This window comes from Bacillus sp. 2CMS4F, assembly GCF_023161785.1.
Classification (GTDB): Bacteria; Bacillota; Bacilli; order Bacillales; family Bacillaceae; genus Bacillus; species Bacillus halotolerans.
Genome location: NZ_JALNTO010000007.1, coordinates 1 through 16,027, shown reverse-complemented (window position 1 = coordinate 16,027; position 16,027 = coordinate 1). Strand labels below are relative to the sequence as shown.

General features: G+C 42.3%; 19 protein-coding genes. 10 read left to right on the top strand and 9 right to left on the bottom strand.

From position 1 onward, the window contains the following. Positions 1 to 205 precede the first annotated feature (205 nt). Positions 206 to 1,072, bottom strand: coding sequence for a LysR family transcriptional regulator (locus MTN95_RS11685; RefSeq protein WP_105953696.1), 867 nt, complete (start codon positions 1,070 to 1,072; stop codon positions 206 to 208). A gap of 128 nt (positions 1,073 to 1,200) precedes the next feature. Between MTN95_RS11685 and MTN95_RS11680 the strand changes: the two genes are divergently transcribed. From MTN95_RS11680 to MTN95_RS11670, 3 genes are all read left to right on the top strand, one after another. Continuing rightward, complete coding sequence (locus tag MTN95_RS11680) at positions 1,201 to 2,172, top strand: DMT family transporter (RefSeq protein WP_248338239.1); 972 nt, start codon at positions 1,201 to 1,203, stop codon at positions 2,170 to 2,172. Positions 2,173 to 2,189: 17 nt separating this feature from the next. Further along, entirely contained in the window at positions 2,190 to 2,333 is a 144-nt protein-coding gene (locus MTN95_RS11675; protein WP_202852856.1) for a YrzO family protein, read from the top strand. 128 nt (positions 2,334 to 2,461) lie between these two features. Continuing rightward, positions 2,462 to 3,229, top strand: coding sequence for a MerR family transcriptional regulator (locus tag MTN95_RS11670; protein WP_227598245.1), 768 nt, complete (start codon positions 2,462 to 2,464; stop codon positions 3,227 to 3,229). Between the two features lie 182 nt (positions 3,230 to 3,411). On the opposite strand, the gene MTN95_RS11665 is transcribed toward MTN95_RS11670, so the two are convergent. Both MTN95_RS11665 and MTN95_RS11660 read right to left on the bottom strand, forming a co-directional pair. Next, positions 3,412 to 3,606 (bottom strand): DUF4177 domain-containing protein, encoded by a 195-nt coding sequence (locus MTN95_RS11665; RefSeq protein WP_105953807.1) that lies wholly within the window; start codon positions 3,604 to 3,606, stop codon positions 3,412 to 3,414. Between the two features lie 326 nt (positions 3,607 to 3,932). Then, positions 3,933 to 4,241, bottom strand: a complete 309-nt coding sequence (locus tag MTN95_RS11660; RefSeq protein WP_248338237.1) for a YjdJ family protein — start codon at positions 4,239 to 4,241, stop codon at positions 3,933 to 3,935. Between the two features lie 350 nt (positions 4,242 to 4,591). Between MTN95_RS11660 and MTN95_RS21560 the strand changes: the two genes are divergently transcribed. Then, a complete protein-coding gene (locus MTN95_RS21560) occupies positions 4,592 to 4,714 on the top strand; it encodes a hypothetical protein (RefSeq protein ID WP_255238331.1) in 123 nt (40 codons plus the stop codon). Positions 4,715 to 4,740: 26 nt separating this feature from the next. Here MTN95_RS21560 and cyoE read toward each other — a convergent pair whose 3' ends face one another. Beyond that, a complete protein-coding gene (cyoE, locus tag MTN95_RS11655) occupies positions 4,741 to 5,727 on the bottom strand; it encodes a heme o synthase (protein WP_248338235.1) in 987 nt (328 codons plus the stop codon). A gap of 125 nt (positions 5,728 to 5,852) precedes the next feature. Continuing rightward, entirely contained in the window at positions 5,853 to 6,089 is a 237-nt protein-coding gene (locus tag MTN95_RS11650; RefSeq protein WP_024121014.1) for a hypothetical protein, read from the bottom strand. 275 nt (positions 6,090 to 6,364) lie between these two features. Between MTN95_RS11650 and MTN95_RS11645 the strand changes: the two genes are divergently transcribed. Beyond that, entirely contained in the window at positions 6,365 to 7,765 is a 1,401-nt protein-coding gene (locus MTN95_RS11645) for a polysaccharide deacetylase family protein (RefSeq protein WP_248338233.1), read from the top strand. 50 nt (positions 7,766 to 7,815) lie between these two features. On the opposite strand, the gene MTN95_RS11640 is transcribed toward MTN95_RS11645, so the two are convergent. Both MTN95_RS11640 and MTN95_RS11635 read right to left on the bottom strand, forming a co-directional pair. Beyond that, a complete protein-coding gene (locus tag MTN95_RS11640; RefSeq protein WP_248338231.1) occupies positions 7,816 to 8,289 on the bottom strand; it encodes a YjfA family protein in 474 nt (157 codons plus the stop codon). A gap of 127 nt (positions 8,290 to 8,416) precedes the next feature. Next, entirely contained in the window at positions 8,417 to 8,584 is a 168-nt protein-coding gene (locus tag MTN95_RS11635; protein WP_248338229.1) for a YjfB family protein, read from the bottom strand. Positions 8,585 to 8,710: 126 nt separating this feature from the next. Here MTN95_RS11635 and MTN95_RS11630 point away from each other — a divergent pair, with 126 nt between their 5' ends. Next, positions 8,711 to 9,610 (top strand): DUF2268 domain-containing putative Zn-dependent protease, encoded by a 900-nt coding sequence (locus tag MTN95_RS11630; RefSeq protein WP_105953688.1) that lies wholly within the window; start codon positions 8,711 to 8,713, stop codon positions 9,608 to 9,610. Between the two features lie 14 nt (positions 9,611 to 9,624). Here the strand turns inward: MTN95_RS11630 and MTN95_RS11625 are convergent, their stop codons facing one another. After that, a complete protein-coding gene (locus MTN95_RS11625) occupies positions 9,625 to 10,017 on the bottom strand; it encodes a ribosomal maturation YjgA family protein (RefSeq protein ID WP_202852852.1) in 393 nt (130 codons plus the stop codon). 97 nt (positions 10,018 to 10,114) lie between these two features. Next, positions 10,115 to 10,681 carry a YjgB family protein gene (locus MTN95_RS11620; RefSeq protein ID WP_105953686.1) on the bottom strand — a complete coding sequence of 189 codons (567 nt, stop codon included), beginning with the start codon at positions 10,679 to 10,681 and terminating at the stop codon, positions 10,115 to 10,117. Positions 10,682 to 10,828: 147 nt separating this feature from the next. Here MTN95_RS11620 and fdhF point away from each other — a divergent pair, with 147 nt between their 5' ends. From fdhF to MTN95_RS11600, 4 genes are all read left to right on the top strand, one after another. Beyond that, positions 10,829 to 13,786 carry a formate dehydrogenase subunit alpha gene (gene fdhF, locus MTN95_RS11615; protein ID WP_248338227.1) on the top strand — a complete coding sequence of 986 codons (2,958 nt, stop codon included), beginning with the start codon at positions 10,829 to 10,831 and terminating at the stop codon, positions 13,784 to 13,786. Next, complete coding sequence (locus MTN95_RS11610; protein ID WP_105953684.1) at positions 13,779 to 14,339, top strand: helical membrane plugin domain-containing protein; 561 nt, start codon at positions 13,779 to 13,781, stop codon at positions 14,337 to 14,339. The genes fdhF and MTN95_RS11610 overlap by 8 nt, the downstream gene beginning before the upstream one ends. 290 nt (positions 14,340 to 14,629) lie before the next feature. Further along, a complete protein-coding gene (locus MTN95_RS11605; protein WP_248338225.1) occupies positions 14,630 to 15,217 on the top strand; it encodes a DUF4352 domain-containing protein in 588 nt (195 codons plus the stop codon). Between the two features lie 92 nt (positions 15,218 to 15,309). Further along, entirely contained in the window at positions 15,310 to 15,927 is a 618-nt protein-coding gene (locus MTN95_RS11600; protein ID WP_248338223.1) for an NUDIX hydrolase, read from the top strand. Positions 15,928 to 16,027: the final 100 nt, after the last annotated feature.

Genomic DNA, 16,027 nt, shown 5'->3' with positions numbered 1-16,027 from the left:
AATTCATGAACTTGATAACAGAAAAAAACGATCAAGAAATCAGTATGATTTCAAATAGTAAGAAACCGTCTGGGTCCAAATAAACGGATGATAAGGAGTAAAGGGGGAGCAGAGATGGTGCCTGCTCTTAATTATGAAAAGCTATTTGCAGCTAACAGGAATATGCATAAGTTTGGCGGTGAGAACAAAGCAGTAGCAGACTTCCTTAAGACATACTCATCCTTTGATGCTCACTAATCGTCATCAGCAGGCTGCGCATCGAATTTGTCATGTAAGCGTCTTTGTGCCGAATAAAGATGGTTGAGATCATGCTATATTTCTCAGGCAGCGGGTGACAATAAACCTTACCTGCGGCTGAAAGATGTGTTATGGCAGATTCGGGTACGACTGTGATTCCAAGACCAAGTGCAACACTATTTAAAATGGTCTCTAGAATGTTAAACTCCAAAATTCTTTTTGGCAGTAAACCTTCATCTTTGAGCCAATGTTCCAGTCTGGAACGATATCCGCATCCTTGATTAGACACAAGGATCGGCGTCGTCATAAAATCCTCTATTTGAAACGTTTTATTTGCCGTTACTAGAGTAAGTTTTTCAGTATAGACATCATATTGTTCGAGAAATGAATGCTTAATTGGCCCTGATATAAAAGCCCCGTCTAATTCGTGGTTGGTTACCTTCTCAATAAGCTCCTCCGTTAAACCAGCCTGCAATGATAAATCCACGTTTGGATACTTTTTATAATAGGAGGCTAAGATGGTCGGCAGTATCCTCACTGTTTCCACTGTACCGATTTTTAATATTCCAGAGGGGATATCACTATCAAGAAAGACTTGTTTTAGCTCTTCAACATCTTTCAAGATTTTGTTAACGTATTCAAGCATTTTTCGGCCCTCGGGATTTAATGTGACCCCTTTTTTATGCCGATTGAAAAGAGGTGTTTTGAGTTCGTTTTCTAATTGCTTAATACGTGCTGTTACATTGGATTGTACATAGCTTAATTCCTTTGCAGCGCTGGTAATACTTTTGTGATGGGCAACGCTTTGGAAAATTTGTAAGTCTCGCAGTTCCATTTAGTATCCCTCCTTCATTTAAAATATCATTATAAATGATGTTTTTCATCATTTTTATTCATTTTACATGATGTCATCCTTCTTTTTATAATTCTCATTGTCAATACAAGAAAAGGAGGGGAATGGCAATGAAAAACGGTCAATTATTCATTGGTGTCCTCACATGTTTAGTAGCAAGTATGTCGTGGGGCGCAATGTTTCCAGTTGCAGATCATGCATTAGCATTTGTTGATCCATTATATTTTTCATCTATTCGATATGGCGTGGTAGCAGTTATCTTAGTGATTTTATTATTGGTAAGGGAGGGGAAGAAATCATTTCGTTTAGAGGGTAAAGCAAAATTGCTCATTTTTTTTGGTGTAATGGCGTTTACTGTATACAACGTTTTTATTTTTTGGGGCCAAAGGTTGATGGGGAAGTCTGGAATCATGACTGCGTCTATTGCAGAGGCACTTATGCCAATCATTTCTATTTTTATCCTGTGGGGATATAAACATGTGAAACCGAAAAAATATAAGATTATATCTATTATAATTGCTTTTCTTGGAGCCGCATTCGTTATTACCAAAGGCGATATGGGTTTCTTTTATACATTGAGAGATAACCTGTTTTCGCTAACCTTTATTTTAATGGGTGTTGTGGGATGGGTAATCTATACAATGGGGGGACAGCTATTTCAAGAATGGTCTACACTTCGCTATTCAACATTGACGTGTTTATTCGGTACAGCTGTAACAGGTATTCTAACAGCTGCGCTCACCGCTCAAGGATACGTGTCCATACCTAGTATAAATGTGATTGCTGAAATTAAGTATGACTTATTATTTATGATTACTTTACCAGGTATCGTAGCTCTCCTTAGCTGGAACTATGGTGTTAAAATTTTATCACCCATTAACGGGATTTTATTTATTAACTTTGTTCCCATTACTACATTGTTAATCATGATGATACAAGGATCTAAAATAACCACTTTTGATGTAGCAGGAACACTGCTTGTCATGACAGCGCTTATTCTAAATAACATTTTTCAGCGTAAGGAAGATAAAAATGATAAGCAGTCTTTAGAAAATGAACAAACACAGTTGACTATCTCTTAAACGTTGGAGGATGCTATATGCTTGAAGGTTTATTGTTTTTCATTTCGGCTGGAATTGTCTGTGAACTAGCAGCAATTAATCGAAATGGCCGCAAAAATATAAAACAACAGGAGGAGTTCAATCAACTTTTAAAAGAACTTCTTAATAGAGCCATCAAATAAGTTTCGGTATATGACATGTTGCAGATAAATCATCTCCTTGAAAATTCAAGGAGATCTTTTTTTAAAAAAAAGCTTTGACATTCACGTTACGTCAAAGTGTACGGTTAATGTATAAGGAGGGAGAAGAAATGGAATATACCATTCAGAAGTTAGCCAAATTAGCGGGAGTCAGCACAAGAACGCTTAGGTATTATGATGAGATTAACCTTTTAAAGCCAGCACGGATTAATTCATCAGGATACCGAATTTATGGGGAAAAAGAAATCAACGAATTACAGCACATTTTATTTTATCGAGAGTTAGGTTTCCAATTAGAGGAGATAAAAAAATTAATCTTTTCCCCATCTTTTAATCGTCATAAAGCATTAAAGGATCATCATGCAGAGCTTCTAGAAGAAAGAGCCCGGATCGATAGTCTTATACAAAATGTAGAGAAAACAATTCATGCAGAGGAGAGAAACGAGAAGATGAGAAATGAAGAGAAATTTATAGGATTTAAAAAAGAGCTTGTGGAAGAAAACGAGAGGAAATACGGAGCGGAAATACGCCAAAAGTATGGAGAAGAAGCGGTGGAAGAAACTAACCAAAAAGTATTGAATATGACAAAGGAGCAATATGAAGAGCTGACCGCTACAGAAAAAGAAATGTTTGAAAAACTTAAAAAAGCATTTGAAGAAGGAGATCCAAAAAGTGAAGATGCCTTGAAAGCGGCGAAATTGCACAAAAAATGGCTTCTTTATCATTGGAGCGACTACAGCAAAGAAGCTCATGCAGGTCTAGGAGAGATGTATGTATCAGATGAGCGCTTTAAACGATATTACGATCAACATGGTGAGGGATTAGCTGAATTTCTAAGACAGGTGATCTATGTGTATACTGGGAAAGTAAATGATTAAGCATCGAACTGATGCATGGACTTTATCGAGCGAAAACGAAAGCGAAGTTTGAAGCACGATTGAAAAAACTAGAGTCTTTCTTTGTCATGAAGGGTCAAAAAAGCTTACTAATTGTAAGCTTTTTATGATTTGTCATTTATAAATATAAGTTACTCAATGGTAAAAATGCTTAGCCATAAAGACTAAGCATCTTCCACATCTCTTTCAAATATCATTTCAAAATAAGCAGCTGCTCCATACCCGTCTATACTAGGGGCGAAAACCTGAATAAACTTCCATCCTTTTTGAGCATAGTCACGAATGATTTGTTGGTAGTCTTCTTTGGGTCTTCTTCTCATGGTACTAAGTTCGACTCTAACGAATTCATACTCTTTCATCATGTGATACCTCCTGTAAGGTTATACGAAAGAGCGAGAGAAAAGTTCCGAAAGATGGAAAAACAAAAGGTGAAACCGAAAATAACCAATGAGGCAAGAACATTCAAATTCGGATCATATAAACGCAGTTCTGATTGACCATACGAATATAGAGAAGATGTAAATCGCGCACTAATCGTGGAATGCTTAGCAATCAAGTGCGCGGAGCGAGCTACGCCTTGTCATATCCTCTAGATGAACTGGCGATTAAAGAAAAAAAAGGGGGAGGATCATAACGGTGCTCCTTTTATGGTATTTCAATGGGGCATGTGGTAATGACATATTCTTTACCGAGCCGTGTGGCAATCGCGAATCAGCAAAAAAAGTGATACTAACACATATAAAAACGAACAGATCATCAGTATACTTATGACCGGATAGTGTTTCGCAGAGTATATGAAAAAATCCAGCTGTGAAATTTGTTTGGGGCTGGTGATGGTGTCAATGCCTTTAAGGAGCTTTGAAAATTTGGCTGTGTAATTCCAATCGAATTGATCTGAAACAAGCTCGCTTCCTTGATACCAATTGACAGCGGCTAAAAACAGAAAAGCCATGAATGAAAATCCAAGCTGAACAACTAAAACAATCCCTTTCATCGTACGCCTCCAAATCAATGAACATGAGAAAAGCAGATCATATATTATCATCATGTAGGTGGTTGGACAATTTTTTCTTTATTCCGGATTGGGATAGCTGACAATGGAAAGGATCTTAATCTGTAATATTTCATATCTTAGAATGGAGAGCCAGTATGTATTTCATTGGAGCTTTAGTTCAGACTGGGCTGGTACTTTTTTGCTCTTTCGGCTTTTGCCGCTCTCAGCTATGTGTTATTTTGGATATTGGTGATCATATCCAGAAAGTGATGGTGTCCATGAACAAAGAAATCCTAAAATACATACTCACTATTTTTTCAATATGTGCAGCCCTCCAGGAAACCGATGATATGAGTATTGCCCATAGCTGGATTTTGACTGAAATCGTCCGATTTTTGATTTGTGCGGCTGTGTTTATTATCCTGACATTTCTATTAGAGACTGTTTTTCCAAACAAAAAAGAGTCACATTAATGTGTGGCTCTTTTTGCATAAAATCATCAGATTAATAACATTACAAATGAATCAATCATCATGACAAAAAACAGCAAGCAAAAATAAATGAGTGAGTAGACAAACATATCCTTTGCCCACTTTACGTCATCGTCTGTTTTGAATCCTTGCATGCTTTTTTTGATCCATATACCTCCGAGAACCAAGGCAGTTAAAAAATAAAATGGGCTTATATGGCCGGTGCCGAGAGAAAAAGGAAATAATAGCGTGACCGGCACCAGGACAGCAATATATTGAATCATTTTTACTTTCGTTACATGATTTCCTTTTACAACAGGCAAGAGCGGGACACCAGCCGCCCGATATTCCTCTTTGCGTCTTATCCCAATAGCCCAAAAATGCGGGGGCTGCCACAGAAACATAATGGCATATAACATGACGGCGGTTACATTGATTTCTCCTGTGATGGCACAATAACCCATCAGCGGCGGAGCAGCTCCCGGAAAGCTTCCGACAAACGTGCTCCATACCGAGGCCCGTTTCACCCATACTGTATAGATGATGGCATAAAAAATAAAGGCGGCCAGTCCGAGAATTGCAGTTAAAGGGTTGAGGAAATACAGCATGGCAAGACCTGATATTCCTAAAACAGAGCCATACGTTAAGATCAAAGCCGGCGGCATTTTTCCTGTGACTGAGGCCCTGCTGCGGGTGCGTTCCATTTTTGCATCCATATGCCGATCAAAATAGTTGTTGTAGACAGTGCCGGAGGCCATGACGAACGCGGTTCCAAGCATTGCCGTTATCATTGTCATAAAAAAAGCGAGTCCTGTTAATGGTATTTCTGAGCTCACAAATGCGATCCAAAATCCGCCGAAGGCTGCTATCGAGTTTGATATGATAATGCCGGGTTTTGCAAGCTTTATAAAATCGTAAACGGATACCCGGTTCGAGGCTTTTATGTATTTTGTTTCAGAAATCGGAGCAGAAACTCTTGAATTCTCCAAAAATAGACGCCTCCTCCAAAACTGCATGCTTTTGTTATCGTACCAAGAGGCCAGCTAGATCACAATTATTTCCTGTATTTGTCATGATATTGTCAATTTTTATACAAAAAAAGGGGAGCTGGACTGCCCCCATTTTCGGTAAACACCGCCTGCTATCTGTTGTATCCTCCATATCCGCCGCCGTACCCGCCGCCGTACCCGTACCAAGGGTAGTAAGGAGGGCGAGGGTAGTAGTAAGGCGGACGCGGATAAAACGGATAAAACGGTCTTGGGTAATAATAAGGCGGATAAAATGGCGGTCTAGGGCGCGGACGCGGGTAGTAATATGGCTGTCTTTCATCAAAAGGTGAAACTTGCTCAAACTGATCGTAATTAACAGGAAATTCCAAGGGGGTTACCTCCCTAGCATTTTTTATTCTGTTTACCTTATTCCTGATATGGGAAATGGGTGTATGTCCATCGATCAAATTGTTTTTTTAATTGAGTAAATCCTCAGAAAGGGATTGACAAGAACTTCTAAATCTCCTATTATTACAAAAGTGAAATAAATGTTACTTTAATGTTACAAAAATATTTCTAATTGAGTACGAATGAGCATAAAGAACATCATCTGAATCTTTTGATGGGATATAAATCGAAGTGATTACGAAAGAAGGAGTTTGTGTTGTTGGCGAGAAGAATCAAATGGTTTCAAGTATTATTAGCAGTTGTTTGTGCGGCAGGGCTTATTGGCTTTTGCCATAATACATCAAAAAAAGAAACGGTCATGAATCAGGTGAAAACCGATTCTCAGTATGGAGATGTGGAGATCGCAACGCTTGTGAATGACGGGAAAACCTTCAATTACGCGGTCAACTACCCTGTCTTTAAAAATAAAAAAATGGATGCGGCATTAAAGAGTTTCGCAGAGAAAGAGGTTAGCCAATTTCAGAAGGAAACGAAAGATGCTGACCAGGAGCATACAAAAAAGCGCAATGAACTCAACATCGATTATGAAATTGTTCATTATGCCAAGCAGACAGCGGCAGTGGTCTTTAATGAATATAAATACATAGGCGGCGCGCATGGACAAACCGTAAAAAAAACATTTAACTTTGATTTTAGCAAGGAAGCCTTTCTTTCTATTGATGATATTTTCAAAAAGGACTCTGATTATTTACAAAAGCTTTCGCTGATCGCTTATCATGAGCTTAAAAAGAATAAGGACATTGCAGCGGACGACGAATTGTTAAAAGAAGGAACTGCACCGGCAAAAGAAAATTTCAGCCGTTTTGCCGTCAAGGAAGATTATATCGAGTTTTATTTTGATACATATCAAGTCGCTGCGGGCTATCTTGGAGAGCAGTCGATTGCGATTAAGAAATATCTTTTGAAAGATATATTGAAAGAACAGTATATTGATAAAGCGAAAAACAAAAATAAAATCAAAGAACAAAAACCGAAGCACGAAGTCATTTCATTACCCAAAGAAGAAACAGTTGATCCGAATAAAAAAGTCATTGCGCTTACTTTCGACGACGGCCCGAATCCTGCGACAACAAATCAGATTCTGGACTCCTTGAAGAAATATGAAGGGCATGCAACGTTTTTTGTGCTGGGCAGCAGGGTTCAATATTATCCGGAAACGTTAAAAAGAATGCTGAAAGAAGGAAATGAAGTGGGGAACCACTCATGGAGCCATCCGCTTCTCACAAGGCTTTCAGTGAAAGAGGCTGTCAAGCAGATCAATGACACGCAGGACATGATTGAAAAAATAAGCGGGTATCGTCCGACGCTTGTGCGTCCTCCATATGGCGGCATTAATGATGAACTGCGCAGCAAGCTGAAAATGGATGTCGCGTTATGGGACATTGATCCGGAAGATTGGAAAGACCGAAATAAAAATACAATTGTCAACCGAGTCATGAGCCACGCGGCTGACGGAAAGACGATTTTAATTCATGACATTTACGGCACTTCTGCTGATGCGGCCGATGAGATTATCAAAAGACTGACCGATCAAGGCTATCAATTGGTGACGGTCACTCAGCTGGAAGAGGTAAAAAAACAAAGGGAAGCGAAATAAATGTGGAAAGGCTGTCGCGGGAAATGCCCGTTGGACAGCCTTTTTTCTTTTTAATAAGAGCCTGTGGTTGCCCATACATTCAGGTTGGGGCCTGAATATTTACCGAAAGCGTAGGAGGTTCTCGGGTCTAAGTCATAGACCATAGGCGTATAACAAGATTTTTGGCCTGCCACCGCTTTGCCATTGCCGCCCGCAGAGTCACAGTTATATCTCTTTTTGTCTGTGTTCCGGGTTATTTCCGCGTTTGCTTCATAGCCTGTTGTCAAGGTGTTGTTCATCGTTATTTTTGCCCATGCCGTTTTGCATGTACTGCTGAACTTGAGCTCGACGACTCCGATGACTTGATTGTTTGCGTTCACTAAGTTAGAAGATTTTTTTGTGGTGGCGCTGGACGCACAATCATTGTAATAAGGGCTTTTTCCATCGTAGGCATGTGTTTCCGCATGAGCGGGTGCTCCCTTTATGGCAAAAATAAATAAGAATGCGAACAACACCAAAGACACCTTTTGAACCATTCTTTTCATTTCTTCCTGACCTCCTTAAAATGACAAACAATAAATCATACGGAGGAAAGGCCAAAACATGCATGCTTTTTTGTGAAAAATAAAGGCGGCCGGGAGGATGGAGTACTTGGCCGCCTGGGGTGTGAAGCTAAGCTTTCAGGTCAATTTTTTGTCCGAGCGTCGGATGCTGAATCAGCTTAAGGGTTTGGTCAGCATTTTGCTGGGCAGTGTCCAGCATCTTTTTCGTTAAAGCGATATCAATATTTTGGGCCAGATTTGCTTGATGCATGGCAACTGATAATGCAGGAATATCCATTGCTACACCTCCTATGCCTTACCTATCGGCGGCCGGCTTCGATTTTATAGGGCAGAAAGGCTTAATTTTTTCTGTTGACCCCTACGCTGCGGCATACCGTATATTTTTTTGTAAGGAGGGATTAGGATGAATATCGTAATAGAACAGACCTTTCAGCAATATGAAAAGCTGTTTTCGATGGAAGAACACGAAAGAGCGGACGAATTTCGGTATACGATGATGGGACCGTTTGAAAAAATGTGGAGCGCCATACAGGTTCCCCTAAAAGCGAAGACACCGAATGGATATGATGTAATCATGGCTGTAAAGATGCTTGGTTATTTGGATGTGTGTGATGCTGAAACCGGACAGAAAGCATTAAGAAAACTGCAGCAATTGCATATTGCCGAGACTGCTGAATCTGCGCTGCAGCAGTGTATACATTTTGCCGAGCGTGAAAAGCTGCGAGTAAATGCGGAAGAAATGAGGTTCGGGCTTTACATTGCTGATCCAAGCAAGCTGAAGCTGCAAAAAGGGTATTGCGGGTTTGGGGGAATTCCAGGCTTTATTCACGTTTGGATGTATCCGAACAGCTATAACCTTCTGAGGATTTCATCGATGATTGCCCATGAATTTCACCATAATCTGCGGTTTTCGTATTTTGATTTTCAGCGAGGTTCTGTGTCGGTCGGGGATTATCTTGTCATTGAAGGGCTGGCTGAGTCGTTTGCGCGGGAGCTCTTTGGCGAAGAACAATTAGGCCCTTGGGTTACTCGCTTTGATCGGGACGATTTGCAATATTCCATTGAAGTCATAAAAGAGGTGATTGATGTAAAAGGCTTTTCGGAGGTGAGCCGTTACATGTTTGGAGATCAAATAGCGAAAGCGCAAGGCTTCGAGCCGGCGGGATTATCTGCTTTTGCCGGATATGCGGTTGGATATCACGCTGTTCAGTCTTTTATGAATAAACACCGGGTCGATATAAAGGAGGCCACACTCTTGGATACAGAGACGATTCTGTCTCAATGCGGGCTGTTCTCGACATAAGAAAAAGCGTCACGTCAGCGGCGCTTTTTGATGTTTTGATGGATCAGCTCTATGAGTGTGCAGGTGACAATTCCCATCGTATAAGCTATGATATCGCTCCATAAAAATCCGTACCCCAGCACGAGGCCGCCGAGCGAAGTGCCCCTGATCCGGTCGATCCACTCAGCATGGTACAGCTGGCTGCATTCGATAATAACGCAAAATAAAAGGCTGATAATGCCTGTTGTGATGGTTTTCATCGTCTGAAACAGAAAGCCGCAGCCCGTAAAAATCATTGCGGCCCACAGTGCATCTCCGAGATAGGCATTGACGATATCCGGGAGAAAACTAGAGAATGCTCTTGACCCCAGTCCCAACCCAATGATGAGGATTGTAAAGGCCGCATATATGAACCGTTTCCTACTCATTAATGATTGATACCTCTTCTCGTATTTTCCTCCCATGTATTGTAAGGAATCCATCCTCACTTTGTCCATAAAAAAAGCGGCTGAGCCGCAAGTGCTTTTATCTTGCTCTTAGATTGACATGGTCGGCTGTCTGGTCTTTTCCAACGACGAAATGGAGCTCATAACGGCCTGTATCATAGATATAGTCGATTTCATCCGTGAATGGGACGGTTAAAATTCGGTCGGCGGGGCCAATTTGATCGCTCAGCACATCCGGTGTAACCCCTCCAAGATTCAGACGGCGTTCTACTCCGGTTCCAAAGTAACGGATTTCTGAAATGGTCATGTCTTTGTTATAGGAAAAGCCGTAGCCGGGATTTCCCATATTCCAGCTGTATAGATCAAACATATTGTTTCCTCCAGCCGGTCTTTCCGGTTCTCCCATCTTGGCATGGACATCCCCTTTTGTGCTTTTGTTAATCGTAAGACCTTGTACCTGCTGCGGCAGTTCACCTGTAAAAGCGGTATTATAAAGATTTTTTACAAGCTCAGCGGATGATGAGGTTGTTTCTTCAGCAGGCGGATTTGTCTGAGCGGCAGCTTTTTCCGGAATTGCCGTCCCCAAGCCAAAAACAGTGCCTGACAGTGCTGCTGCCGCTGTTAATGCGGAAATGGTTTTCTTCATGGTTATCCCTCCCTTTTTTGTCTATCATGACGTTTCCCGGTGTTCGTCCATTAAAACATTTGTATGCGCTCTGTATGTTTTAATCAGCACATGTAAGGGAACTGAAATGGGTAATTCGGTATATAAACGCAAGAAAGGGGAATGGAGATGGCGGACACAAAAAAAGTAACCATAAACGGCGTTGAGATGGAGACAGCCGGAGACCAGACGGTGCTGCAGCTTTTGAATAACAGTTCAATCGAAGTGCCGCAAGTATGCTATCATCCGAGCCTTGGGCCGATAGAAACATGTGATACGTGTATCGTCAGCATCAATGGTGAACTGAAGAGATCGTGTTCAGCTGAAATAAAGGATGGCGATGTCATTGATACGCTTGCGTCTGACGTGAAAAAGGCACAGGTCATCGGGATGGATAAAATCTTATATAATCATGAGCTTTACTGTACAGTTTGCGATTACAACAATGGAGGATGCGAAATACATAATACGGTGAAGGAAATGAAAATCAATCACCAAAGCATCCCGTTTGATCAAAAGCCTTATCATAAGGATGAATCCCATCCATTTTACCGGTATGATCCTGATCAATGTATTTTGTGCGGCCGCTGTGTCGAAGCATGCCAAGACGTACAGGTGACAGAAACACTGACGATTGACTGGGAGCGGGAACGCCCGCGCGTCATTTGGGATCATGACGTGCCGATTAACGAGTCGTCATGTGTGTCTTGCGGCCATTGCTCAACCGTATGTCCGTGCAACGCGATGATGGAAAAAGGAATGGAAGGGGAAGCCGGATATTTAACAGGCATCAATAACGAATCACTGCGCCCGATGATCGAGATTACGAAAGGCGTAGAGACAGGATACGGCTCGATTCTCGCCATTTCTGACATGGAATCTGCCATGCGTGATGAACGAATCAAAAAAACCAAAACCGTCTGCACCTATTGCGGTGTCGGCTGCAGTTTTGATGTTTGGACAAAAGGCAGAGATATTCTGAAAGTGGAGCCGCAGGAGGAGGCGCCTGCCAATGGCATTTCCACTTGTGTAAAAGGCAAGTTCGGCTGGGATTTTGTAAACAGCGAGGAGCGTCTGACAAAACCGCTCATCCGCGAAGGCGACCATTTCCGGGAAGCAGAGTGGGAGGAAGCCTTAACACTGATCGCAAGCAAGTTCACTGAATTGAAAGAAGAATGTGGCCCTGACTCACTTGCTTTTATCACGTCGTCTAAATGTACGAATGAAGAATCCTACCTGATGCAAAAGCTGGCCAGAGGGGTTATCGGCACAAATAATGTGGATAACTGCTCGCGCTATTGCCAGTCGCCGGCTTCTGCCGGCCTGTTCCGGACAGTCGGATACGGCGGTGACTCAGGATCGATTACAGATATCGCCCAGGCAGATCTTGTTTTAATTATCGGTTCGAACACATCAGAGTCGCATCCGGTATTGTCTACCCGCATTAAACGGGCTCACAAGCTGAGAGGGCAGAAGGTTATCGTGGCTGATATCAGAAAACACGAAATGGCTGAGCGTTCTGATCTATTTGTTCAGCCGCGTGCCGGATCAGATATCGTCTGGCTGAATGCCATCGCCAAATATCTGATTGAAAACGGCAAGGCCGATGAACGCTTTTTGCAGGAAAGGGTCAACGGCCGGGATGAATACGTGAAAAGCCTTGCGCCGTACACACTTGAATATGCAGAGGAGAAAACCGGAATTGATAAACAAACCCTGATTCAAATGGCTGAAATGATTCATGAGGCTGACAGTGTGTGCGCGTTGTGGGCCATGGGCGTGACACAGCACATTGGAGGCAGCGATACAAGCACTGCGATTTCAAATTTGCTGCTTGTCACAGGAAACTACGGAAAACCGGGTGCGGGTTCTTATCCATTACGCGGCCATAACAACGTGCAGGGAGCAAGTGACTTCGGAAGCATGCCAGACAGCCTGCCGGGCTATGAAAAAGTGAAGGATGAACAAGTCCGCAAGAAATACGAACAAGCTTGGGGTGTGCAGCTGCCGAAGGAGCCGGGCATGACCAACCATGAAATGATTGAAAAAATCCATTCCGGCCAGCTGAAAGCGATGTATGTAAAAGGGGAAGAAATGGGCCTTGTCGATTCTAATATCAATCATGTACACGCAGCATATGAAAAACTTGATTTCTTTGTTGTGCAGGACATTTTCCTATCTCGGACGGCAGAATTTGCAGATGTTGTTCTTCCTGCGAGCCCGAGCCTTGAAAAAGAAGGAACCTTTACAAACACTGAACGCCGTATTCAGCGTTTATACCAGGTATTTGAACCTATGGGTGAATCAAAGCCGGACTGGCAGATTATTATGGCGGTAGCGAATAAGCTTGGGGCTAATTGGAATTATGAGCATCCTTCCGACATTATGGAAGAAGCTGCAATGCTGTCACCAATTTATGCAGGAGTAACTTATGAACGTCTTGAGGGCTACAACTCCCTGCAATGGCCTGTAAGTGCTGATGGGAAGGATTCACCTTTACTCTTTACAGAACGCTTTCCTTTTCCGGACGGCAAAGCGATTCTTTATCCGGTTCAATGGACTGAGCCTGAGGAGTTCGGTGAGGAATATGACATCCATGTAAATAACGGCAGACTCTTGGAGCATTTCCATGAAGGAAACCTGACGTATAAATCAAAAGGCATTTCTGAAAAAACGCCGCATGTATTCTTAGAAATTTCTCCAGAGCTTGCGGCAGAACGGGGGATCCAGAACGGGACCCTTGTCAGACTCACGTCGCCTTTTGGAAATGTGAAGGTGAAATGCCTGATCACTGATCGTGTCAAAGGGAAGGAAGTGTATCTGCCAATGAACGATTCTGGGGAAGCGGCGATCAACCTGTTAACAGGCAGCCACGCGGACAAGGATACCGACACGCCTGCGTACAAAGAAACATCAGCGAAGATGGAAATTTTGAAGCAGGATGGAATCAATCCGCTGCCTAAAATCAATCACCGCAACGGAAATCCGCAGCCGCAAATCGGTGTGCAGGTTCATAAAAAATGGGCGCGGAAGGATTACATCTTCCCTGGCGATGCTGTGAAAAGGGGGATTGGGCACAATGGCTAAAGCGATTAAACGCATTCAGAAAGTACAGGTGACCGAAGAAGATCAGCGCAAACGTGATTTGGAAGAAATCGAAGATGCCTTAGTCGACAACAAAGAAGCCGTTCTGGAGACCCTGCATATGCTTGGGCACATGAACGAACGGGGCGTGCTGCCTTTGCTCCGCGGCCTTTTTGGCCAAGGTGATAAAGTCCTTGACATCCTAGTGAAAAAGGCAGATACAGAGGAAATGGCCAATATGCTTAAAAACCTGCTTCTCTTGTTTGGAACGCTCGGCATGCTGGATGTCAAACAGCTGGAGCCGCTCATTTTGAAAGTGAATGCCGGTGTGGCGAACGCGGTAGAACAGAAGAACAGCGAAGAGAAAACAGGTTATTTTGATATCATCCGTTCGCTTAAAGACCCGGAAATCAACAAAGCGGTTACGCTGCTCTTCTCCTTTTTAAAAGGAATGGGACAAGATACAAAGGAGCTGGAACGCACAACTCAGCCTCCGGAACATCAAAAACATCATCAGGAACCCCGAGAGAAAAGGGGAATGGATAAGCGAGATTGACACCCGCCCGAGCCGGCTAATGCCAGCTCGGGTTTTTGTATGAGATGAGTCTTTAGAACTGGGAGGAAATATCTAAATTAGAAACAAGACAAAGAAGCTTTTGTTTTGGAAAATGATAAGCCATCACCGGCCTGTCCAGTATTTTTTCCAGTAAAGGATAAATATCTATGTCATTGGCTGACCTATACTATGAATGGATATGATAGAGTAATTTGTTACTTTGTTCCCTGTTAAGAAAAGGAAAAGCGTGATTATAATAGAAAACGATTACTTTAGATGGAGGAACAGCAATGAAAAAAGCATTATTCATTTTGTTTGTGCTAACGATTGGATTTGCGCTTTCTGCATGTAGCCAGTCCAGTGATGCGTCAGCTGAGCAAAAGACAGAAAAGAAAGAAGCAACAGCAACGGAAAAGAAAACAGAGGAAAAAGAAACCAAAACGGATGAAAAGGTGCATAAAGTAGGCGAAACTTTTAAAGCTTCCAGCACAAATTTCTCGGTCAATAAAGTATATACGACGGCAGAACAAGGCGAGTATAAGACAAAAATTGGGGAGAAAGAAAAAACAATAAATAATAATCAAGAATTTTTAATAGCTGAGGTAACGATCGAAAATACAAGCGACAAGTCTTTCAATTATACGAGTGGCGGTTTTGAATTGAAAGATGGCAAAGATCAATCAATCAGAGCAAACATAGTATCTACTGCTGACCTGAAAACAAGCCTTAAATCAGGAAAGTTAGCCTCGGGTAAAAAGGTAACAGGCACAGTCAGTTTCGTGATTCCAAAAGGAGAAAAAAACCTTAATCTGTCATATAGTCCATCATTTTTAAATTTTGAAACAGAGGATATTACATATTTCGTAAAACTGAATTAAGGTATCTTTTGAGCATGTCACCGGAAAATCGGAGCATGCTTTTTTAATTTAAAAGAGATTGATAGTATAAAATGGTAGTGAGGTGATCAATTATGCAAACCAAATGGCTGGAACGGGCCCAGCGGATTCAGGCGATCGCACAGGCGGGGCTTGCTTTTTCCAAGGATGTTTATGACAGGGAAAGGTACGAAGAGCTGATGAAGCTCAGCGCAGAGATGATGGCGGATTACTCGGAGAAGGACATTGAAGTCATCACTGATTTATGGAAGGGCGAGAAAGGCTATCCGACACCGAAGGCGGATGTTCGCGGCGCGGTATTTCGAGAGAATCGCATATTGCTTGTCCGGGAGAAGCATGACGAGCTGTGGTCACTCCCAGGCGGGTTTTGTGAAATTGGTTTATCACCCGCTGAAAATGTGATCAAGGAAATCAAAGAAGAGTCGGGTTACGATACAGTGCCTTCTCGATTACTGGCCGTGCTGGACAGCCATAAGCATCCTCACCCCCCTCAGCCTTATCATTACTATAAGATCTTCATTGAATGCAGCATAACGGGCGGGCAGCAGAAAACCGGGATTGAGACGAACCATGCCGCTTTTTTTCCGGAAGACAGGCTCCCTCCGCTTTCTCCAAAACGAAACACACAGTCACAGCTCAGCATGCTTTTTGACTTTCAGCGTCATCCGGATAAAAAAACTGCATTTGATTAAACAAAAAAGAGCCGGAGGCTCTTTCAGGCTGTCGAGAAAATCTCGACAGCCTTTATTTTTTCTTAAAATATCCATTCTCATGTAATAAAATAAAAGAAAG

Bases quoted from the DNA above. Each gene is read 5' to 3' on its own strand.
- MTN95_RS11630 (WP_105953688.1), top strand. From the start codon at position 8,711: ATGAATATCGTAATAGAACAGACCTTTCAGCAATATGAAAAGCTGTTT.
- MTN95_RS11670 (WP_227598245.1), top strand. From the start codon at position 2,462: ATGGAATATACCATTCAGAAGTTAGCCAAATTAGCGGGAGTCAGCACA.
- MTN95_RS21560 (WP_255238331.1), top strand. From the start codon at position 4,592: ATGAGTATTGCCCATAGCTGGATTTTGACTGAAATCGTCCGATTTTTG.
- MTN95_RS11635 (WP_248338229.1), bottom strand. From the start codon at position 8,584: ATGGATATTCCTGCATTATCAGTTGCCATGCATCAAGCAAATCTGGCC.
- MTN95_RS11625 (WP_202852852.1), bottom strand. From the start codon at position 10,017: ATGAGTAGGAAACGGTTCATATATGCGGCCTTTACAATCCTCATCATT.
- MTN95_RS11680 (WP_248338239.1), top strand. From the start codon at position 1,201: ATGAAAAACGGTCAATTATTCATTGGTGTCCTCACATGTTTAGTAGCA.
- MTN95_RS11660 (WP_248338237.1), bottom strand. From the start codon at position 4,241: ATGAAAGGGATTGTTTTAGTTGTTCAGCTTGGATTTTCATTCATGGCT.
- MTN95_RS11600 (WP_248338223.1), top strand. From the start codon at position 15,310: ATGCAAACCAAATGGCTGGAACGGGCCCAGCGGATTCAGGCGATCGCA.
- fdhF (WP_248338227.1), top strand. From the start codon at position 10,829: ATGGCGGACACAAAAAAAGTAACCATAAACGGCGTTGAGATGGAGACA.
- MTN95_RS11685 (WP_105953696.1), bottom strand. From the start codon at position 1,072: ATGGAACTGCGAGACTTACAAATTTTCCAAAGCGTTGCCCATCACAAA.
- cyoE (WP_248338235.1), bottom strand. From the start codon at position 5,727: ATGCAGTTTTGGAGGAGGCGTCTATTTTTGGAGAATTCAAGAGTTTCT.
- MTN95_RS11640 (WP_248338231.1), bottom strand. From the start codon at position 8,289: ATGAAAAGAATGGTTCAAAAGGTGTCTTTGGTGTTGTTCGCATTCTTA.
- MTN95_RS11610 (WP_105953684.1), top strand. From the start codon at position 13,779: ATGGCTAAAGCGATTAAACGCATTCAGAAAGTACAGGTGACCGAAGAA.
- MTN95_RS11665 (WP_105953807.1), bottom strand. From the start codon at position 3,606: ATGAAAGAGTATGAATTCGTTAGAGTCGAACTTAGTACCATGAGAAGA.
- MTN95_RS11620 (WP_105953686.1), bottom strand. From the start codon at position 10,681: ATGAAGAAAACCATTTCCGCATTAACAGCGGCAGCAGCACTGTCAGGC.
- MTN95_RS11605 (WP_248338225.1), top strand. From the start codon at position 14,630: ATGAAAAAAGCATTATTCATTTTGTTTGTGCTAACGATTGGATTTGCG.
- MTN95_RS11675 (WP_202852856.1), top strand. From the start codon at position 2,190: ATGCTTGAAGGTTTATTGTTTTTCATTTCGGCTGGAATTGTCTGTGAA.